At 47.3% G+C, this 19,127-nt stretch carries 21 protein-coding genes; 15 read left to right on the top strand and 6 right to left on the bottom strand.

The genetic code is table 11. The features are described 5' to 3' along the window. Positions 1–33: 33 nt before the first annotated feature. The gene (locus ACTTK6_RS07540) at positions 34–474 is read right to left on the bottom strand and encodes a hypothetical protein (protein ID WP_079475868.1); all 441 of its coding nucleotides are present in this window, start codon (positions 472–474) and stop codon (positions 34–36) included. A 162-nt stretch (positions 475–636) separates the two neighbouring features. On the opposite strand from ACTTK6_RS07540, the gene ACTTK6_RS07545 reads away from it, so the two are divergent. Next, positions 637–1,203: a hypothetical protein gene (locus ACTTK6_RS07545; RefSeq protein WP_079475869.1), complete on the top strand. Its 567-nt coding sequence runs from the start codon at positions 637–639 to the stop codon at positions 1,201–1,203. A gap of 21 nt (positions 1,204–1,224) precedes the next feature. Further along, the gene (locus ACTTK6_RS07550) at positions 1,225–2,100 is read left to right on the top strand and encodes a fumarylacetoacetate hydrolase family protein (protein WP_079475870.1); all 876 of its coding nucleotides are present in this window, start codon (positions 1,225–1,227) and stop codon (positions 2,098–2,100) included. A 1-nt stretch (position 2,101) separates the two neighbouring features. Here ACTTK6_RS07550 and ACTTK6_RS07555 read toward each other — a convergent pair whose 3' ends face one another. After that, the gene (locus tag ACTTK6_RS07555) at positions 2,102–3,001 is read right to left on the bottom strand and encodes a PucR family transcriptional regulator (protein WP_462833096.1); all 900 of its coding nucleotides are present in this window, start codon (positions 2,999–3,001) and stop codon (positions 2,102–2,104) included. 127 nt (positions 3,002–3,128) lie between these two features. Here ACTTK6_RS07555 and ACTTK6_RS07560 point away from each other — a divergent pair, with 127 nt between their 5' ends. The 5 genes from ACTTK6_RS07560 (at position 3,129) to ACTTK6_RS07580 (ending at position 6,229) form a co-directional block, all read left to right on the top strand. Beyond that, positions 3,129–3,500 carry a rhodanese-like domain-containing protein gene (locus tag ACTTK6_RS07560; protein WP_079475872.1) on the top strand — a complete coding sequence of 124 codons (372 nt, stop codon included), beginning with the start codon at positions 3,129–3,131 and terminating at the stop codon, positions 3,498–3,500. 139 nt (positions 3,501–3,639) lie between these two features. After that, a complete protein-coding gene (locus ACTTK6_RS07565; RefSeq protein WP_079475873.1) occupies positions 3,640–3,954 on the top strand; it encodes a hypothetical protein in 315 nt (104 codons plus the stop codon). A 153-nt stretch (positions 3,955–4,107) separates the two neighbouring features. Further along, positions 4,108–4,863, top strand: coding sequence for a serine aminopeptidase domain-containing protein (locus ACTTK6_RS07570; RefSeq protein ID WP_462833097.1), 756 nt, complete (start codon positions 4,108–4,110; stop codon positions 4,861–4,863). 30 nt (positions 4,864–4,893) lie between these two features. Further along, on the top strand, positions 4,894–5,739 hold the full coding sequence (locus tag ACTTK6_RS07575; RefSeq protein ID WP_462833098.1) for a YitT family protein: 846 nt from the start codon (positions 4,894–4,896) through the stop codon (positions 5,737–5,739). Positions 5,740–5,764: 25 nt separating this feature from the next. Further along, entirely contained in the window at positions 5,765–6,229 is a 465-nt protein-coding gene (locus tag ACTTK6_RS07580) for a BsuPI-related putative proteinase inhibitor (RefSeq protein ID WP_462833099.1), read from the top strand. 32 nt (positions 6,230–6,261) lie between these two features. On the opposite strand, the gene ACTTK6_RS07585 is transcribed toward ACTTK6_RS07580, so the two are convergent. Both ACTTK6_RS07585 and ACTTK6_RS07590 read right to left on the bottom strand, forming a co-directional pair. After that, positions 6,262–6,564: an AzlD domain-containing protein gene (locus tag ACTTK6_RS07585; protein ID WP_158219148.1), complete on the bottom strand. Its 303-nt coding sequence runs from the start codon at positions 6,562–6,564 to the stop codon at positions 6,262–6,264. Then, positions 6,561–7,271 carry an AzlC family ABC transporter permease gene (locus ACTTK6_RS07590; protein ID WP_094908486.1) on the bottom strand — a complete coding sequence of 237 codons (711 nt, stop codon included), beginning with the start codon at positions 7,269–7,271 and terminating at the stop codon, positions 6,561–6,563. The genes ACTTK6_RS07585 and ACTTK6_RS07590 overlap by 4 nt, the downstream gene beginning before the upstream one ends. Positions 7,272–7,336: 65 nt before the next feature. On the opposite strand from ACTTK6_RS07590, the gene ACTTK6_RS07595 reads away from it, so the two are divergent. Then, positions 7,337–7,903, top strand: coding sequence for a helix-turn-helix domain-containing protein (locus tag ACTTK6_RS07595; RefSeq protein WP_094908487.1), 567 nt, complete (start codon positions 7,337–7,339; stop codon positions 7,901–7,903). A 32-nt stretch (positions 7,904–7,935) separates the two neighbouring features. Here ACTTK6_RS07595 and ACTTK6_RS07600 read toward each other — a convergent pair whose 3' ends face one another. Together ACTTK6_RS07600 and ACTTK6_RS07605 are read right to left on the bottom strand one after the other, a co-directional pair. After that, the gene (locus ACTTK6_RS07600; RefSeq protein WP_079475880.1) at positions 7,936–8,388 is read right to left on the bottom strand and encodes a GNAT family N-acetyltransferase; all 453 of its coding nucleotides are present in this window, start codon (positions 8,386–8,388) and stop codon (positions 7,936–7,938) included. A 33-nt stretch (positions 8,389–8,421) separates the two neighbouring features. Continuing rightward, positions 8,422–9,258, bottom strand: a complete 837-nt coding sequence (locus ACTTK6_RS07605) for a Cof-type HAD-IIB family hydrolase (protein WP_462833100.1) — start codon at positions 9,256–9,258, stop codon at positions 8,422–8,424. A gap of 368 nt (positions 9,259–9,626) precedes the next feature. Between ACTTK6_RS07605 and argC the strand changes: the two genes are divergently transcribed. The 7 genes from argC to argF are packed head-to-tail and all read left to right on the top strand — an operon-like array spanning position 9,627 to position 19,096. Then, positions 9,627–10,658, top strand: coding sequence for an N-acetyl-gamma-glutamyl-phosphate reductase (argC, locus tag ACTTK6_RS07610; RefSeq protein WP_462833101.1), 1,032 nt, complete (start codon positions 9,627–9,629; stop codon positions 10,656–10,658). A 16-nt stretch (positions 10,659–10,674) separates the two neighbouring features. Further along, positions 10,675–11,907, top strand: a complete 1,233-nt coding sequence (gene argJ, locus ACTTK6_RS07615; RefSeq protein WP_079475883.1) for a bifunctional glutamate N-acetyltransferase/amino-acid acetyltransferase ArgJ — start codon at positions 10,675–10,677, stop codon at positions 11,905–11,907. Between the two features lie 15 nt (positions 11,908–11,922). Further along, positions 11,923–12,711 (top strand): acetylglutamate kinase, encoded by a 789-nt coding sequence (gene argB / locus ACTTK6_RS07620; RefSeq protein WP_425320080.1) that lies wholly within the window; start codon positions 11,923–11,925, stop codon positions 12,709–12,711. 13 nt (positions 12,712–12,724) lie between these two features. Then, entirely contained in the window at positions 12,725–13,882 is a 1,158-nt protein-coding gene (locus ACTTK6_RS07625; RefSeq protein WP_462833102.1) for an acetylornithine transaminase, read from the top strand. Between the two features lie 23 nt (positions 13,883–13,905). Further along, positions 13,906–14,985, top strand: a complete 1,080-nt coding sequence (locus ACTTK6_RS07630) for a carbamoyl phosphate synthase small subunit (RefSeq protein ID WP_079475886.1) — start codon at positions 13,906–13,908, stop codon at positions 14,983–14,985. Next, positions 14,978–18,142, top strand: a complete 3,165-nt coding sequence (locus tag ACTTK6_RS07635) for a carbamoyl phosphate synthase large subunit (protein WP_462833103.1) — start codon at positions 14,978–14,980, stop codon at positions 18,140–18,142. Before ACTTK6_RS07630 ends, ACTTK6_RS07635 begins: the two co-directional genes overlap by 8 nt. A 3-nt stretch (positions 18,143–18,145) precedes the next feature. Further along, entirely contained in the window at positions 18,146–19,096 is a 951-nt protein-coding gene (gene argF / locus ACTTK6_RS07640; protein ID WP_079475888.1) for an ornithine carbamoyltransferase, read from the top strand. Positions 19,097–19,127 lie beyond the last annotated feature (31 nt).

Raw genomic sequence — 19,127 nt, forward strand, 5'->3', positions numbered from 1 at the left:
GGGCTGAAGTTCCCGGGGCTTATTTATATTTTTTCAGGGAAAGGAAGCGCCAATGAACATTAGAAGGACGCTGCTGAAGCTGAGAACAAATGGAATGTTTGCCATAAAGGTAAACCTTCGATGCCAGAGTACAAACAGCTGATCAAGCGTGAAGAACAAAACAGCAGCGAAAATCCCCATAAGTGCAATGTTCCAATGCTGGGAAAAAACGTAAACAAAAGCACCGCCAATAATATGCAGAACGAGAGAGACTTCGGGGAAACGCTTGAAAAAAAGATTAGTGATCCAGTCTGAACAAATGGAGAGGATAGTTCCGTAAACAATGATTGGTACGAGGGAAAAGAAGCCATAGATCGTATAGCTGTGCATTAAATCAGCCAGAATACTGGTGCCGTTTGTCGCAAAAGGGAGAACAAAGGCCATAACAAATAAAAAAAGTGCCCAGACAGCCAGTGAGGTGTGCAGTTTGTTCATCAACAATCCCCCCTGAGGTATTTAAAGTTGTATTACCGCTTTCATCCAGAAATAAACCCGTATATACGGCTGAGGGAAAAAGCTTCTGTTTCTGATGGGGAGGGAGGATATGATACGATAGGAAAGGAATTTTTAACGAAGACATGAAGAAAGGATTAGACGATGATTTGGACAATAACCCCCTGGATTTTTTACGTCATATGCGCCATTGTTACACTGGTAATAGGAGGAGCGGTTGCATATGCACTGCACCGGGCGGGCGCAAACCGGTCGAAACGCATAGAACGGATGCTTTCCCCCTTGCTCGCTGTTTTTATGGTAGGTTTATTTTTTTACTTGAGCTTCAGCTTTGCCGACCGCCTGCAGCCGGGGGAACAATTAATTACCGCGGACAGCCTGGAACAGGCGCAGGAAACAAAAGCCATTATCCCGCTGGGCTCTTACGCGGTGCTGGATAACGTATACGCTTTTGGATATTATAAAAACGACCAATGGAACGGAAGTGACGTTCTTGTTCGTGTCCGGGTAACCGGGGAAGAGGCTTTTTTGGAATCGTATGATCAGTATATAGCCGGAAACGGCATATTTTTTAACCATTCCAGGGTAAGGTTTGAAGAAGCGTATGAACAGGAATGGCAGGCTTCTGCAAAAGAAGCCGAAAGCCGGCTGCTGGACGGGGGGACCCTAAAGCTCGACGGAGTAACGATCAGTGCTGAGCAGACACAATAATGTTCAAGGAGGAAAATAATCATGAGGATTGCAGCGGTAGAACAAAATGGCCAGTCGTTTCTTGCGGGATACGATGAGGAATTTGACGTGTATGTTGATTTGGAAATTGGGGAAGATGGCGATTTAAGAAAGTGGCTTGAAGAAACTGTTAATGCAAATGCCCTGCTTGTGGAGCGGTGGCAGGATTATGCAGAGCACCGCCACCAATTCAAAACGTACGCTGCTGAAAACGTAAAGGTGCTTCCGCCGGTAAAGCGGGAAGGGCAGAACATTATCTGCATTGGAAAAAATTATGCAGACCATGCTGCGGAGATGGGTGAAAAAGACGCTCCGGAAGCACCTCTGGTCTTCACGAAAGCTTCTTCGTCACTGATTGCGGATGGGGAAGATATAGAGTTGGACGAAGCGTTTACAAAGGCTCTTGATTACGAAGGGGAAATAGCTGTAGTTATTGGAAAGGCTGGCCGGCGGATTTCCAAAGAACAAGCGATGGAGCATGTGTTTGGATATACGCTGTTCAATGATGTTACCGCCCGGGATGTACAAAAGCGACATCAGCAGTTTTTTCTTGGCAAAAGCGGGGACACGTACGGACCGATTGGGCCATATGTTACTGTCGGTCCTTCCGATCAGTCCTCGGAATGGAAACTAGAAACGTATGTAAACAAAGAGAAAAGACAGTCCGGAAGCACATCGGACCTTATCTTCGGCATTGCAGAACTGATCGAACAATTATCCAGCGGAATGACGCTTCGACCTGGCGACGTCATTGCGACAGGGACGCCGTCAGGGGTCGGGTCAGGTTTTACTCCTCCTAAGTATTTACAGGATGGAGACGAGATAGAGGTCTATGTAAAGGCGATTGGTACACTTTCGAATAAAGTTAAAAAAGTATAACCTATGCGATGCCCGAGCCGTACTGAGCCTGAAGAAGCAAAAATAGCGGGGCAGCGTGCAGGAACTGTTTGACGTCGATGCCAATCCGGTCTGTCACTTTGTCGAGCCGGTATTTCAGCGTATTCCGGTGAAGGTGAAGCCTTTTGGCAGTGGCGCTGCTGTTTAAATTTTCGAGGAAAAAAGTATAGAGCGTATGCATTAATTCTTCATCCTGCTCGAGTCCGCCCAGGGCATAATGGATCAGCTCTTTTTTTGAGAGCTGATTATTTTCGGCCATATGGATACAGGGCAACGCTTCAAAGGGAGCGAAAGAGCGCCTGGAAGGCTGCTGCTCCTGAAGAAACGAAAACATTTTCTGTTCCTGCTGAAAAATTGAACGGAGATTTTCACTGCGGTAAATTTTTCTCCCGTAATACACAGAAGCGTCAACCATCGTGTCTCCCATAAGCAGAGTTGATAGTTCCTGAGCCTCAAATACTTCTTCCTCTTCCGGACCATCGTCCGGGATGATGGCAAGAAGCTTTTCATCACTAATTGCTGATAGGACGACAGAGCGCTGGTAATATTCGAGAAGTGTATCATGAATATCGTTTCTCCAAAGATGCAGGCTGGAGCCTTCAAGAAACAAAAAGCGAAACGGATCAGGAATCCGTTCAGGCAGCTTATCGCTTCTTTCCTGAAGGTAATCTGCCCATGGAGAAGTTTCCTCTATGCCGGGAGAAATCGGTGTAAGCATAGCTTCGAGCAGCCGCTGCTCCCGGACAGACAGGGATTGAATGGGAAGAGCCATTTGCGAGCCATCCGGAAGCTGGTAATAAAGGTAGTGTTCGGGGCGGGTGATTTTTTTCCACCGCTCCTTAGGCACTGCTTCTGGAAACAGCGAAATAATATCGTTATTCAAGCTGACCGCCTCCTATTCTTACATTATTGTATCAGACACGGCATATTCAAAGGTACAAGACTTTTAACGAATCAGTATATAGATGGTAGAATTAATCCGAAAGTTAATATAGAAAGGATGAACCAGTATGGCCTATGAATTAGAAGGAATCCGTCAAATAGATGTAAACGAACTGAAAGAACAATACCGCAGCAAAAAAAATACACCAATCATGATTGATATAAGAGAGCCGGGGGAATATGAGGAACGGCACATACCGGGGGTGCCTCTGCTTCCGATGAACCAGGTGCCTGAAGTGATCGATCAGTTCAAAAAAGATGAATCATATGTGTTTATCTGCCGGAGCGGCTCGAGAAGCCAGCATACGGCTCAGTATTTTCAGGATAATGGGATCGAGAATGTCTATAATTTTGCTGGAGGAATGCTCGCCTGGGATGAAGAAACAAATTCCGGCATGGAAAACCCATTGAAAGACGTAAACGATCTATATAAAAAATAATTCGGGAGAAGCTGCAGATTAATTCTGCAGTTTTTCTATGTAACATTTTTCATAAAGAAGAAGGGTTTAGTATTAAATGATTTGGGAAATAGCGAAAAGAAGCACTGAAATCAGTTGATCGAGACAGGAGGCATATTGTATGCAGAAAAATGGTATTTTATGGACCGTACTGACGGCACTAATTGTGGGCGCAGCCGTCTACTTTCTAAAAGACGGAGAAACAAGGGCCCAGGTAAAAGATGTATCTAAGCGCACTGCGGCTAAGGTAGGCGGCAAAACGAAGGAAGATGAAGATAAAGAATTGAATGAAACGGTGGGCAACCCGGACCCTCAGGATTTTGAAGACAACAAAATGGTCTCTGAAGGTGCTCAATATTCTGTACTTCATTATGAAGAAGCAGAGGAAAAAGAGGAAGAACCGCTCCGGACAGCAAAGGAAAAAGACGAAAAATAGGCAAAAGAGAGACAGCTGTCGAAGTGCTAAATGCACGCAGCTGTCTTTTTTGTTTCTAGAGCACATGGAAAGCTTCGGTCTTTTCAATAATTGCTTTACTGGGGTACAATATTCAGAGTGCACTACTATAATGGCTGCAAAGGATGGAATAGCATGATTACCATTGAAAACCAAACGATCGCAGATATTCCAAGCCTGCATATCTTCAGGCAGGCAGATAAACTTCATCCGCAGCCTACGGTTTTATTTTGGCACGGACTTGGCAGCAGTAAAGAACAAAATCTTTCCTTTGCCTATTATCTGGCAGAAAAGGGGATCCGGGTCGTGCTCCCCGACGCTCTTTATCACGGAGAGCGCGCGGGAGATATTGATGCTGGCAGAAGAACCTATGCGTTTTGGGATATTGTTATGCAGGCGGTAAACGAAACCCAAAGCCTGGTGAATGAAATGACTACATATAAATGGATTGACAGCGGCCGCATATACGTTTCCGGCACTTCCATGGGAGGAATCATTTCATGCGGGGCGCTTAAATCGTTTGAATGGATTCAGGGGGGCATAATCATGATGGGGTCGCCGTCCTGGAAAGCGATGGCCGAAGAGCAGATACGTTCGCTAAAGAAAAACACTGACTGGGAGCTGTCAGAGCACGAGGAACAGGATCTTTTAGAGAAGCTGGCCACCTACGATCTTTCTCTTGAACCTGCTAAAGTTGAATCGAAGCCTATCTTTTTTTGGCACGGAAAAGAAGATGATGTGGTGCCTTACGAACTGTCGTATCGCTTTTTTGAACGTCTCCCATATAGAGAGTCATCCAGGCAGGCCTATTATCTTCAGCAGGAAGCAGGTCACAAAGTAACGAGAGAAGGGATGATAGCAGCCTCAAAATGGGCTTCTTCCCATATTTAGAATAAACATTGCAGCAGAAAGGGGGACACTATGCTTACAAGCCATTCATCTATCGTCTCAGAGGTCACACGCGTCCTGGTTATCGTATTTGGGGCCTTAATTATGGCGGTCGGCCTAAACTTGTTTTTGGAGCCGGCAAACGTATTTGCGAGCGGGGCTACAGGGATTGCGCAGATTATTGCAGGCTTTCTGCCGTTCTCCACTGGGGTGCTTTTGTTTTTAATTAATATACCGATTGCTATGCTAGGCTGGTTCAAAGTAGGACGGCTGTTTACGTTTTACAGCTTTTTACACGTAGCGCTGACGACCTTTTTTCTGGACCTTATACCTATTACCGAGCTTTCGGGAGACATTTTATTAAACAGTGTCTTTGGTGGAGCGATCACAGCAGCTGGGGCTGCCGTAGCCTTAAAGTGGGGTGCTTCGGCAGGCGGCCTGGATATTGTAGCCCTCGTACTGGCCCGTATGAGTGATCGTCCGGTCGGCACATATTTTATGCTGTTAAACGGGATTATCGTGATAGCAGCCGGGTTTTTATACAACTGGGAGAGCTCCTTATATACCCTGGTAACGCTGTATGTCGGCTCGAGGGTTATAGATACTATCCACACACGCCATGTAAAACTGACGGCTTTAATTGTAACGAAAAATCCGGACGAAATGCGGGATGCTATTCATCAAAATTTGACCAGAGGAATTACACGGATTCCGGCGCGGGGAGGATTTGATGCCAGCGAAAAAGAAATATTAATGACAGTGATTACGCGTTATGAAATGTACACGCTTCAGCAAGTAGTCCAGGAAGCAGATCCGGAGGCGTTTACAAACATTATTAACACAACTACTGTGTTCGGTCTGTTCCGTAAAGACGACTGATCAAAAAAGCCGGGAAGTGAGAGGAATGGCTGTAAAAAAGTGGTTAGCTGCGGTGATAGCGTGTTTCTGTATATTTCCAGCTGGCTGTGGCAGCGAACAGGCTGAAGAATCTTCCCCCGGCACTCTGGAAGCTTCAATGGAAGAAAACACGTGGACGCTTTCCGGGACGCTGGATACTGAAAACAACACGTGGCATTTAGAATTTGAAAATACGGGAAATGAAGAAATGAAGCTGAATTTCCAGGACGGCCAGGAAGCAGAAGTAATTGTTAAAAAAGAAGACGACTCTGAGACGGTTTATGTTTATTCAGAAGGAAAGGTGTTTACGCAGGCGGAGAAATCCGTGGAGGTCAGCCCGGGAAACAAACGGAGGTGGGACGGGGAGCTTGATGCAGATCTTCTCGACCCTGAAAATTCGTACCAGGCAGAATTCCAAATGCTTGCTGAAAATCTGGATTCTCCGGTTTTGGACACGTCCAAAACCCCGTAAGGCAGGAGCTGGCAGAGCTCCTGCTTTTTATATTAATAAATAAAAAAAGCAGCGAGGGAAAGCAGCCCGACAGTGCCGCAAATAATAGCAATAAATTTTCCGCCTAAAAAGGCAATCAAAAAAGCAGTGCAGAGTCCAAGCAGACCAAACCAGGTATCAGGCGGAGAACGAAGGGCTCCCGGAAGCAGCATTGCTCCGAGCGCGGCGTAGGGAATAAGCTGAAGTGCCTGCTGAATTGGAAGGGGCAGGCGTTCGATATTTAACGAAAAAAAGGGCACAACTCTCGTTACGTATGTAATAACACCCATTCCAATGATTAAGAGAAGCATGTTCATGGCTGACTCTCCTTTTCCTGCTTCAAAGAACTGGCATATACGACAATAAATACTGAAGCTGTCATTGCTGTTGGAATGGCCCATCCGGAGGGAATCCAGAGTCCAAGAAGTGTGTTGATTGCTGCGCTTAAGCCAGCGGTATATAGAGCCATCCGGTATTTTAAAATCATTGGAAACAATAATGCCGCAAACAAGGCATACAGCGCAAAGTCCATGCTGATCTGAAGATAATCGGGAAACAAAGCGCCAAAATAATATCCTGCACACGAAAAAGCTACCCAGCTGATGTAGGCTGCCAAGAAAACCCCGATCCCAAAAAATACATTTGTTTTATCTTTTCTGGCAGAGATCAGGGCGAAGACTTCATCCGTTAAGCCGAAGGCTAAAACAGCCTGATTCCATTTAGAAGCAGAAGAAAAAATTTGTTTAGCAGATGCGCTCATCAACAAATGCCGGATATTCAGGAGAAAGGTGGAGACCCATATACTGTATAAACCGGCGCCGGCAGTGATTAATCCAAGGGCCATATACTGGGCGGCGCCGGAGAAGATAATAATGCTCATGAGGGCAGTTTCAACGATGGAAAGGCCGCTGTTGGCACCTAGCAGGCCAAATCCCAAAGCAGCAGGGATGTAGCCCGCAGCTATGGGCACCCCCTGAGTAAGGCCGTTCATCCAGGAGTGTTCTAACGAAGCTGTACTGCTCATGATTTTCCCTCCTTTTTGATTTCAGTATACATTTGTATGTTATATTATACAACAGAGGTGAAAAAATGAAAGAATCAATAGGGAAAGAAATCGGTAAAACTTTACGTCAGCTTCGCCATGCCCGCGGGTGGAGTCTGGATAAACTGGCGGAAGCGACTGGAGTGAGTAAACCTATGCTTGGACAGATTGAACGCGGGGCATCGAATCCGACGATTACGACAATGTGGAAGATTGCAGAAGGAATGGGTGTAGGATTTTCGGCATTTCTGCAGCAGCACCGCCCGGATACGGAATTTGTTCCTGCAGATAAAGCCGAATGGCTGGAAGGAGAAAACGGATACGCAGTCAGAAATATTTTTTCCAAGCATGAGCAGGCCCCAGTCGAATGGTATGAATTCGTGCTTTCTTCCGATGGTAGTCACTACTCCTCTGCTCATCCATTCGGCGTGGAAGAGTATATTTTTGTGCACGAAGGGCAAATGGAAGTACAGACGAAAGAAGAAAGCAGACAATTTATGGAACCTGGAGACGCGCTTCGTTTTCAGGCTGACCATGACCATGCCTATATTAGCGCCGGGCCGAACGAAGTCAAAGGAATTCTTATGCTCTTCTACACTGCCTACAGACAATAAAAAAGTCTTCCCGATATAAGGGAAGACAGGAGTTAAAAACGAAAGCCATAACGTTTAGAAATAACATCGTAAAACCCGAGTGAATTGTACAGTGCTTTGGTAGCTGCGTTGTTCACGCCGGTTTCTAATTCAATACCTTTAATATCATTATGTTCAGCCCAGTAAATAATTTTTAAGAGCAGCTTTTTCGCAATGCCCCGATTCCGGTACTGCTGATTCACATAGAGGTCATTCAGCCAGACATAGTAGCCGCCTTTTTCCAGACTGATACCGATATTTAAGAAAGCGGCACCTACGATCTGTTCATCGGTTTCGGCTACGAAAATATGGGCAGTAGAATCGGAGTCAAGGGAAAGGTTAATGGCCCGCTGCAGAAACCTGTATGCATCCTTCATGCCGATAGAATCCATCTGGCCCATCAACAGGTCAGCTATTTGATTCCTCACATGCTGTTCGGTATCTGTAGGTACTTTATACACCTGCATTGTTTGAACACATCCTTATTCAAAATCACGCGTTTAATTCTTAAAAAGCACCGCGTTATCCGTGGAAAGCTTCAACCGTTCTTCTAAATAATGGGCGATGCCGTCTTCTTCATTTGTACCGATAACTTCATCTGCTGCTGACTTCGTATCTGTACTTGCATTTCCCATCGCAAGCCCCGTTCCAGCAGCTTCAAGCATTTCTAAGTCATTATTTTCGTCCCCAAAAGCGATCACATCCTCCATGGTGAGCCCCGCGTAAGCAGCGACTTTTTCCAGGCCGTTTGCTTTATGATTTCCCTTTTTAATAATTTCAATCATATGATGAGGCTCGCCCCAGGAGCGTTGGTGCATACCCTGAGCTTCACTGGATGAAAGCAGGTCCTGCAGCTGCTCTGCTGTGCCCTCCTGAGGATACACGAGCAGGGAAGTAGGAGAGTGGGACAGTACTCTCTCGAGCCTCCCGGATCCGGTCACCGGTCCCTGGAAAGCCAGAAGATCGATAAAGGATTCATCATGCTCATCCATATACACGTCGTCGAGCACTTCTGCGAGCATGTTTTGCACATTTAACGTCCGGCAGGTTTCGATCACTGTCCGGGCAAGGTCAAGGTCAAGCGGTTCATGGAAGGAGCGGAAAGATCGATCGGCCGGGTGATGTACGTATGCCCCATTAAAGTTAACAATAGGCGTAGAAAGGCCGAGCTGCTGATAGTACATTTTGCTGGCCCGGTATGGCCTGCCGGTAGCAATAGCAACTGTATGTCCTGCCTCTTTGGCCTTCTGAATCACTTTCCAGGTTTTTGTGGAAATTGTTTTATCGTCTTTTAGAAGCGTCCCGTCTAAATCAAGAGCTATCAAATGTTTTTTCATAAAAAACCTCTTCTTTCCTAATGGAAATATAAATGCATATAGCCAGCTGCGTAGAAGCAGTATAGAAAAAAACAAGATTCGTTCCTTATTTTACTGGAATGAAAACAAAAAGAAAAGAAAAGGAATGGTGCTATTTAGTGAAAACGAAAATAAAAACTCAGCACCTTTATACATTGATAGTACATTTTCATACATAAAATGTTTTTCCGCAAAAAGCGGTATTTAGATGGAAAAAGCTTAAAAACTTGCCTTCTGCACAGATATAAAAAATATAAAGAAAAAATAAAAATACAGTTGCATTAATATATATTCAGACTTATAATAATCAACAGAACACATTGTATAAAGATAAATAGAGGTGCAACTTTATGAATATAGCGATTATTGGAGCAACTGGTTACGGCGGTGTGGAATTAATACGCATGCTGGCCCAGCACCGCGGGGTTAAACAGATTGACGTTTATTCTTCGTCGAAGCACAATACGATGCTTTCTGATATGTATCCGCATATGAAAGATTTATATAATGAAATTCTACAGCCGCTCGAAGCAGCTGACTGGTCCGCGTATGAGGTGGTATTTCTTTCCACGCCTCCCGGCATATCGGCGGATTGGAGCGAAACCATTGCAAAGCACACAAAAGTGATTGATTTATCCGGAGACCTCCGGTTGAAGAATTCCGCCACATATGAGGATTGGTATCAGCGCGAAAGCGCTCCGGAAACGCTGCTGAAAGAAGCCGTCTACGGTTTAACAGAATGGAATAGAAACGAAGTGGCAGGAACTTCACTGCTTTCCAATCCCGGCTGCTACCCGACTGCGGTGCTGTTGGGTCTTTTGCCGCTCGCAGGCAAAGCTGCGATTGATCCTTCAAATATTATTATTGATGCTAAAACAGGAACCACAGGAGCCGGGCGGACGCCGTCAGCAGTTACTCATTTTAGTGAAATGGACGGAAATTTTAAAATTTATAAAGTAAATGAGCATAAGCATACGCCGGAGATTGAACAGGCACTGGACATGCGTACGGGCGAGAACCATCCCGTTACTTTTAGTCCTCATTTAGTACCGATGACTAGGGGGATTTTAGCGACTATGTATGTACCGCTTACCAGCGGGACGAAGAGCGGGCATATAGAGGAGCTGTTTCATCAGGCATACGACAAAGAGCCATTTGTCCGGGTACGTGGAGAGAAAGCATTCCCGGCAACAAAAGAAGTATATGGCAGTAACTTTTGCGATATCGGCTGGACAGTGGACGAACGCACCAGCCGGCTGACGGTCGTTTCAGTAATTGATAACTTAGTTAAAGGCGCCTCGGGGCAAGCGATACAAAATATGAATGTGATGCTGGGAGCAGACGAGAAGGAAGGGATTTCTCAGCTTCCGGTTTATCCATAAGAAAGGAAGAAAAATCATGGTAGAGGCATCGACAGCAGAGCAGGTAATAGAAGTATCGGGAGGCAGCATTTTGAGCCCTGCTGGTTTCTCCGCAGCGGGTATTCATACAAAGGTCAAAAGAAAAAGAAAAGATCTCGGAGCTATTATTTGTGACGTGCCGGCGTCGAGTGCCGCTGTATATACGCTGAATAAAATTCAGGCAGCACCTCTGCAGGTGACAAAAGAGAGCATTGCCGAAGAGGGGAAGCTCCGGGCCATTGTCGTCAACAGCGGGAATGCCAATTCATGTACAGGCAGACAGGGACTTGAAGATGCTTATACCATGAGAAAAAACAGTGCCAAAAAATTCGGGCTGCCCGAACATCAGGTAGCAGTAACTTCCACCGGGGTGATCGGTGAAGCAATGCCGATGGATAAAATCAATGAAGGCATCGCACATCTCGAACCGGAAACGGGTTTTGAACGGGCGCAGGATTTTAACGAAGCGATTATGACCACAGATGTTGCCGGAAAGCACGCGTGCTTTCAGACATGGGTGGACAATAAAGCAGTGTTTATCGGAGGCGTGGCTAAGGGGTCGGGCATGATACATCCGAACATGGCCACAATGCTCGGGTTTGTGACTACGGACGCTGCGATTGAACCTGCTCACCTGCAGACGGCGCTTTCAGAAATTACGAACAAAACATTTAACCGGATTACCATTGACGGAGATACGTCAACAAACGATATGGTAGTTGTCATGGCGAGCGGTAAGGCGGAAAACAACCCGCTTCATCCTGAGCATCCTGACTGGAATGCTTTTGTTGCCGGATTAAAAGAAACTTGCGAGTCTCTATCGAAAAAGATAGCAAGAGATGGCGAAGGGGCCACTAAGCTGATTGAAGTAAAAGTGGAAGGTGCTGCTACGGATGAAGAAGCCGGCCAGGCGGCTAAGCAGATTGTCGGCTCAGACCTGGTGAAAACCGCTGTATACGGCACAGACGCCAACTGGGGCCGGGTGATTGTCGCTCTCGGGTACAGCGAAGTGGAGCTTGATCCGGATACGGTGGATATATCAGTAGGGCCGGTGGAGACCTTGAAAGCAAGCACGCCGGTTCATTTTTCCGAAGAAGAAGCAAAAGCTTACCTGGAAAGTGACACGGTGGAGATAACAGTAAATCTCCACATAGGAAGCGGAAGTGGTAAAGCATGGGGATGCGACCTGACATATGATTATGTAAGAATCAACGCCGGCTACCGGACGTAAGGGAAGAAGGAGGAGATGAGCGTGGAGAACATCACTGTAGTCAAATGCGGAGGTTCGACGGTGAACAAGCTCACAGCAGAATTTTTCAAAAGTATAGCTGCTATGAGAGAAACAGGAATGAATCCAATTCTTGTGCACGGGGGAGGCCCTGAAATCAACCGTATGCTTGAACAGATGCAGATTGAGTGTGAGTTTGTAAACGGCTTGAGAAAAACAACCCCAGAAGTACTCGAAGTGGCAGAAATGATTCTTTCTGGAAAAGTGAATAAAGCCCTCGTTTCTTCTCTTCAAACCACCGGTACCCGGGCTTTTGGCATGTCCGGTGTTGACGGGGGGCTGATTGAAGCAGAACAGGTGGCTGATCAGGACCTTGGACTCGTCGGGGAGGTTGTAAACGTCAATACTGCCTGCATAAAGTCTATGATTGAAAATGGGTTTGTCCCAGTAATAGCTCCGATTGCAGCTGATAAAAACGGCAAAAAACTAAATGTGAATGCTGATGCGGCTGCTTCCGCTGTCGCTCAGGCAATAGGCGCAAAAGAGCTTCTGTTTATTACAGACGTTGAGGGAGTGCTCATCGATGGAAGCAAAGCCGACTATATACAGGTAGAAAAGCTTGAACAGCTCATTTACGACGGAGAGATTTACGGCGGGATGATACCGAAAGTGCAGGCAGCTGCGGCAAGTTTGACTGGCGACCTGGAAAAGGTCGTTATTGCCGGGGCGGACGGTCACACAGATCAAGCAAATGGAAAGCTGAAAGGAACGGCAATAATCAGAGAACAGGTCCAGGCCCTGACTTGAAAGGAAGATAACAATGCAGCAGACAGAACAAAAATCGCATTTATTTGAAACGTATAAAAGATGGGAACTCACCTTTTCACATGCAGAAGGGTGTACAGTAACAGATAAAGAAGGTAATAAATATACAGATCTGATGGCCGGCATCAGCGTGTTGAACCTTGGCCATGGGGATCCTGATGTTATAAAGCACGTAGAGAAACAGCTGCATGCTGGATGGCACGGCTCCAACTTTTTTCAATATGAACAGCAGGAGCGGGCGGCCGGGCTTTTAACGGAGCTTACGGGCGGGGATCTTGTGTTTTTTGCAAACAGTGGTACAGAGGCAAACGAAGCAGCTATAAAATGCGCCAGAAAATACACGGGGCGTAAGAAAATCCAAAGCTTTGTCCAGTCTTTTCACGGACGGACATACGGAAGCATGGCAGCAACCGGCCAGGACGCCATTCATCAGGGATTTGGCCGCATGCTCGAGAACTTTGAATATTTACCGTATAACGATGTGAATGCGCTGGAGAAAGCTGTGGACGAGGATACTGCAGCAATTATGCTTGAGCCGGTGCAGGGCGAGGGCGGCGTCATTCCAGGAAAACATGCATTTATCCAAAAAGCCGCAGAGCTTGCAAGGCAGTACGGAGCCCTTTTGATCCTAGATGAGGTACAGACGGGACTCGGCCGTACCGGTACAATGTTTGCGTATGAGCAGGCAGGTGTAAATCCCGATATCGTTACGACAGCAAAAGCACTTGGAAATGGCTTCCCGGTGGGAGCGATGATTGGCAAACAATATTTACAGGAAGCCTTTGGTCCCGGAGCCCATGGATCTACATTTGGTGGAAATCCGCTTGCCATGGCAGCGGTAGAGGGGACACTTCAAAAGCTGATGAGCATCAATGCCCCGAAGATGGCAGCAGAAAAAGGACGCTTTTTCACGGGCCTGCTTGAAGAAAAAATAGCCTCCCTGCCGTCGGTGAAAGAAATACGCGGGCCGGGGCTTATGATCGGCATCGAGCTTAATGATAGTGCTGCACCTTATGTACTCGCCATGCAGAAAAAAGGGTTTCTGCTAATCGCTGCAGGGCCTAACACGCTGAGACTTCTGCCACCACTGACAATTTCAAAAAATGACTTGGAAAAAGCCGCAGCAGCGCTGAGAGAAGTGCTTGAAAAATAAAAGCGTACCAGGAGGGTTTGTAAATGAAAAGTTATATAAAGTTGGAAACAGGCGAAATATTTGAAGGCAGCTGGCAGCAAGCCTTTCCGGATACGTATGGGGAAATTGTATTTTTTACAGGAATGACCGGCTACCAGGAAGTAATGACTGATCCTTCCTTTCATGGACAGATAGTGGTTTTTACCTACCCCCTGATTGGAAATTACGGTGTGAATCCAACCGACAATGAAAGCACGCAGCCACAGCCGGCGGGTATTGTTGTTAGTGAAGCATGCAGTACTTCAGGACACTACGAAGGCGACCAGACGCTTGCAGAAGCAGCACTTGCTGCTGGAATCCCTGTTATGGAAAATGTAGACACCCGGGCGCTCGTCAAAAATATCCGGGAAAAGGGAGATATGGGTGCTGTTATGACTGGTGATCCGGATTCCGTAAACGTTGGAGCGTATGAGCCGCTCGGCGAGCGTGATGTGATTGAAACTGTAACGGTGGATAAGCAGATAACGGTCGGCAGCGGCGACCGGCACGTAGTGGTGATGGATTTTGGCTACAAACAGTCGATGGTGGATCAGCTGAACAAAAAAGGGTGCAAAGTGACGATCGTGCCTTACGATACGCCGAAACAAACTATTGAAAATCTGGCTCCCGATGGCCTCCTATTTTCCAATGGCCCAGGCAACCCCAAACAGCTTGAGCATTATTTGAGTACGTATAAGGAGCTTGCCACAACCTATCCGACATTAGGAATCTGCCTGGGTCATCAGCTACTTGCGCTGGCTTTCGGCGGAGATACGGAGAAGCTGCGCTTTGGCCATCGCGGTGCGAATCAGCCGGTGCAGGACCTGAAAACAAACAAAGTTTTTATGAGTTCTCAAAACCACAGCTATGTCGTTACGGATGAATCCTTGCCGAAAGACTCCTTCCAGATAAAATATAAAAACGTCAATGATGGCTCGGTAGAGGGCATGGTGCATACAAAATTTCCAATCATGACAGCACAGTTTCATCCCGAAGCCCATCCAGGGCCGGCAGACAGCGAAGAGATTTTTGATGAATTTTTGGAAACGATAGAGAATAAAGGGAGAGAAGCCACCTATGCCTAGAGATAAAAATATAAACAAAGTATTGGTGATCGGCTCCGGCCCAATCGTCATTGGGCAGGCTGCAGAATTTGACTATTCAGGTACCCAGGCCTGCCTGGCGCTGCGGGAAGAAGATATCGAAGTCATCCTGTTGAATAACAACCCGGCGACTGTGATGACAGATGACACCTGTGCCGACAAGGTATATTTTGAGCCGCTTACTGTAGAAACAGTGGAACGGATCATTGAACAGGAGCGTCCGGATGGGGTACTCGCCACCCTTGGCGGCCAGACCGGACTAAACCTTGCACTTGCTTTTTCCGAACAGCAGACGCTTGAAAAGTACGGGGTGGAGCTTCTTGGTACCCCGATCGACTCCATCCGGCAGGGAGAGGACAGAGAAGCATTCCGTGCTCTCATGCACGAGCTCGGAGAGCCAGTGCCTGAAAGTGAGATTGTGGAGAAAAAAGCAGAAGCACTGGCGTTTGCAGAAAAAACAGGCTATCCAATTATCGTGCGACCCGCTTACACGCTTGGCGGCGGCGGCGGCGGTATCGCCCAAAATGAAAGCGAGCTTAGCTACATCATCGAAGGAGGGCTTGAAGCAAGCCCAATTCATCAATGTCTGGTGGAGAAAAGCATTGCCGGCTTCAAAGAAATTGAGTATGAAGTAATGCGGGATGCAAATGACACGTGCATCACCGTATGCAACATGGAGAACATCGATCCAGTAGGAGTCCATACCGGAGACTCCATTGTGGTGGCTCCGTCCCAGACGCTGACAGACGTAGAGTATCAGATGCTTCGGAGCTCTTCGTTAAAAGTTATCCGGGCGCTTGGGATTGTAGGCGGATGTAATATTCAGTTCGCACTCGATCCTGCCAGCAAGCAGTATTATTTAATTGAAGTGAATCCAAGGGTCAGTCGTTCCTCCGCGCTTGCTTCTAAAGCAACCGGTTATCCGATTGCCCGTATGGCCGCCAAAATCAGCATCGGGTATCACCTCCATGAACTGTTAAACCCGGTCACCGGACATACGTATGCAAGCTTTGAACCCGCACTGGACTATGTAGTAGTCAAATTTCCGCGCTGGCCATTTGATAAATTTTCCTACGCTGACCGCACGCTTGGCACACAGATGAAGGCAACCGGAGAGGTCATGGCCATCGAAAGAAATCTTGAGGCCGCTCTGCAGAAGGCGGTAAGGTCGCTTGAGATCAAGCATGACGGGCTGGCTCTGCCGGAATGCAGGGAAGTGCCGGATGAAGATATACTGCCTGCGATACTAAAGCAGGACGACAAGCGGTTCTTTTATATTATGGAGTGGCTCCGCCGGGACGGGGATATGGAAACGATCCACAAAAAGACAGGCATTCAGTACTTTTTTCTCAGAACATTTTCAGCTCTTATTCAAAAAGAAAAAGACATTGCGGCGCTTCCATGGGGACAGTGGAGCGAAGACCAGTTGCTCTCATGGAAAAAGGCTGGCTTTACGGACGAACAGCTGCATACGCTCTCCGGCGTCGGAACAAAAGAAATACTTCAGCTGCGGGAGCAGTTAAATATGTTTCCTTCATACCATATGGTCGATACGTGTGCAGCAGAATTTACTGCAGAAACACCGTATTATTATTCAAGCTGGTATAAGGAAAGCGACCGTGAGGCCGAGCCAACAGAAAACAAAGTGCTCGTCCTCGGGTCAGGCCCGATCCGTATCGGACAGGGCATTGAATTTGACTATTGCTCGGTGCACGGAGCACGTGCCTTGAAGGAGGCAGGCTACGAAGCCGTAATAGTAAACAACAATCCTGAAACGGTAAGCACCGATTTTGAAATGGCAGATCATTTGTATTTTGAACCACTCACAGCCGAAGATGTGCTTCACGTGGCAAAGGAAGAGCAAGTAACAAAAGTGATTGTGCAGCTTGGCGGCCAGACCGGCATAGCGCTGACTGAATCGCTTGAACAAGCAGGGATGGAAGTGCTGGGGACGACGTCTGATATTATCGACCAGCTGGAAGACCGGGACCGTTTCTACCAGTTTATGCAGCAGGTAAACGTGCCTCATATTCCCGGAGTTTCCGGCCGCAGCAGAGATGAAACGCTGAAGCAGGCGGAAGAAATCGGCTATCCGGTGCTTCTCCGGCCTTCCTATGTAATTGGCGGCCGCGGCATGGCAATTGCGACCAAAGAAGAAGAACTGGTGGAGTATATTGAAGATCCGGCCAACGATATTGAATACCCAATATTAATTGATTCCTACAAGCCGGGCACAGAGCTTGAGGTGGATGTATTAACAGACGGCAAAGACATATGGATACCTGGTATATTTGAACACGTGGAGGAAGCGGGCGTTCATTCAGGCGATTCGATGGCTGTGACTCCTCCGTTCAGCATTAGCGAAGAGGTAAAGCAGCTGTTGGTGGACTATACGCAGAAAATTGCGGAAGGCATGGATTTTCACGGTATTTTTAATATCCAGTTCGTCTACGAAGCCGGTGAATTGTACGTAATTGAAATAAACCCAAGAGCATCGCGGACAGTGCCGGTCTTTGCCAAAATCACCGGAGAAAAAGTGATCGAAGGGGCGGTGCATCTGCTGCTTGGCCATTCACTTAAAACATGGATGGAAGAAGCGGGCCTTCATGAGGAGCCGGGCTATTACACAGTGAAAGCTCCGGTCTTTTCCAACGATAAATTAAGCGGACTCGACCCGGTACTGGAAGCAGAAATGAAATCCACCGGGGAGCTGATCGGTATATCCAAAGATCTTTCCGGGGCTTTCCAGAAAGCATTTGCATGGTCAGAAACCCAGGTGCCTCTTCTGTTTAAAAAAACTGGAAGTGTCTATTGCGAAATTGCTGCCGGGGAATACGACAAAGCAAAGCCGTCCCTGGACAAACTCGAAGGCATGGGTTACACATTAGTGTTCCCGCAGCAAATACCGTTTGATGAATGGATTCACTCAGAGGATGCTTCAGCTTTTATCAGTATCCCGGAGGTGGGCCATAAAACAGGCAAAGAGCGCCGCCAAAAAGCATTAATTGAACGTAAAACAATTGTAACGAATGCACGTACGCTAAGTGTGATGGTCCAGGCGATTCAGGGAGCACCAGAGCTGCCTGCCCCAATTGAATCATGGCTGCAAAATTACGCTTTGTCCGAAAAAGGAGTGTAACAAATGGCAACGAACCTGAATAATCCTGCCTCAAATCTGCAGCAGCAGAGTATCTTAACACTGCTTGATTTTTCTGCGGAGGAAATCAAGCAGCTGCTTGAACTGGCAGCAGATATGAAAAACAACCCTGGAGCATATTATACCCATCTCGCGCACCGGTCCCTTGGAATGATTTTTGAAAATGCGTCGACGAGGACCCGCGTATCCTTTGAGGTAGCAATGACCCAGATGGGCGGCCATTCCTTATTTCTGAGCCCCCGGGACATGCAGATCGGCCGCGGGGAGCCGATCAAAGATACAGCCAAAGTGCTCTCAAGGTACGTGGATGCTTTAATGATTCGGACAAACGACCACGGGAAAGTGGAAGCACTCGCAGATCATGCGGATGTACCGGTGATCAATGCTCTCACTGATTTATACCATCCGTGTCAGGCGCTTGCCGATTTGTTAACTGTGCAGGAGCAAAAGGGAAGCTTTCAGGGCTTAAAAAGCGCCTTTATTGGCGACGGGAACAATGTTGCTCACTCCTGGATGATAGCAAGCGTGAAAATGGGGATGGATGCGGTGCTCGCAGCGCCGGAAGGATATGGCCCAGATCCGGGAGTCTGGAAGCAGATTGAACAGGCCGCGGAGCAGTCCGGAGCTTCAGTCACCCGCACCAGGGACCCTGAAGAAGCAGCAGAAGGAGCGGACGTTATTTATACGGACGTCTGGACAAGCATGGGATACGAAGAAGAGCAGGCGAAACGCCTCGCGGCTTTTAAAGGCTTTATGATTTCTGAAGAACTGACAGCAAATGCAGCAAAGGACTATATCTTTTTGCATTGCCTTCCCGCACACCGGGAAGAAGAGGTGGCGGCGTCGGTCATCGACGGCCCTCATTCAGCCGTTTATGATGAAGCGGAGAACAGGCTGCACGTGCAAAAGGCAATACTCGCTTCAGTCATTAGCTAGACCGGGTAACCGTTCCTGTACACAGGGGCGG

It is taken from the genome of Marinococcus salis, assembly GCF_054971365.1.

Excerpts from the sequence above, each read along its gene's own strand:
- ACTTK6_RS07540 (WP_079475868.1), bottom strand. The coding sequence starts at position 474 with ATGAACAAACTGCACACCTCACTGGCTGTCTGGGCACTTTTTTTATTT.
- ACTTK6_RS07545 (WP_079475869.1), top strand. The coding sequence starts at position 637 with ATGATTTGGACAATAACCCCCTGGATTTTTTACGTCATATGCGCCATT.
- ACTTK6_RS07550 (WP_079475870.1), top strand. The coding sequence starts at position 1,225 with ATGAGGATTGCAGCGGTAGAACAAAATGGCCAGTCGTTTCTTGCGGGA.
- ACTTK6_RS07560 (WP_079475872.1), top strand. The coding sequence starts at position 3,129 with ATGGCCTATGAATTAGAAGGAATCCGTCAAATAGATGTAAACGAACTG.
- ACTTK6_RS07565 (WP_079475873.1), top strand. The coding sequence starts at position 3,640 with ATGCAGAAAAATGGTATTTTATGGACCGTACTGACGGCACTAATTGTG.
- ACTTK6_RS07570 (WP_462833097.1), top strand. The coding sequence starts at position 4,108 with ATGATTACCATTGAAAACCAAACGATCGCAGATATTCCAAGCCTGCAT.
- ACTTK6_RS07575 (WP_462833098.1), top strand. The coding sequence starts at position 4,894 with ATGCTTACAAGCCATTCATCTATCGTCTCAGAGGTCACACGCGTCCTG.
- ACTTK6_RS07580 (WP_462833099.1), top strand. The coding sequence starts at position 5,765 with ATGGCTGTAAAAAAGTGGTTAGCTGCGGTGATAGCGTGTTTCTGTATA.
- ACTTK6_RS07585 (WP_158219148.1), bottom strand. The coding sequence starts at position 6,564 with ATGAACATGCTTCTCTTAATCATTGGAATGGGTGTTATTACATACGTA.
- ACTTK6_RS07590 (WP_094908486.1), bottom strand. The coding sequence starts at position 7,271 with ATGAGCAGTACAGCTTCGTTAGAACACTCCTGGATGAACGGCCTTACT.
- ACTTK6_RS07595 (WP_094908487.1), top strand. The coding sequence starts at position 7,337 with ATGAAAGAATCAATAGGGAAAGAAATCGGTAAAACTTTACGTCAGCTT.
- ACTTK6_RS07600 (WP_079475880.1), bottom strand. The coding sequence starts at position 8,388 with ATGCAGGTGTATAAAGTACCTACAGATACCGAACAGCATGTGAGGAAT.
- ACTTK6_RS07605 (WP_462833100.1), bottom strand. The coding sequence starts at position 9,258 with ATGAAAAAACATTTGATAGCTCTTGATTTAGACGGGACGCTTCTAAAA.
- argC (WP_462833101.1), top strand. The coding sequence starts at position 9,627 with ATGAATATAGCGATTATTGGAGCAACTGGTTACGGCGGTGTGGAATTA.
- argJ (WP_079475883.1), top strand. The coding sequence starts at position 10,675 with ATGGTAGAGGCATCGACAGCAGAGCAGGTAATAGAAGTATCGGGAGGC.
- argB (WP_425320080.1), top strand. The coding sequence starts at position 11,923 with ATGAGCGTGGAGAACATCACTGTAGTCAAATGCGGAGGTTCGACGGTG.
- ACTTK6_RS07625 (WP_462833102.1), top strand. The coding sequence starts at position 12,725 with ATGCAGCAGACAGAACAAAAATCGCATTTATTTGAAACGTATAAAAGA.
- ACTTK6_RS07630 (WP_079475886.1), top strand. The coding sequence starts at position 13,906 with ATGAAAAGTTATATAAAGTTGGAAACAGGCGAAATATTTGAAGGCAGC.
- ACTTK6_RS07635 (WP_462833103.1), top strand. The coding sequence starts at position 14,978 with ATGCCTAGAGATAAAAATATAAACAAAGTATTGGTGATCGGCTCCGGC.
- argF (WP_079475888.1), top strand. The coding sequence starts at position 18,146 with ATGGCAACGAACCTGAATAATCCTGCCTCAAATCTGCAGCAGCAGAGT.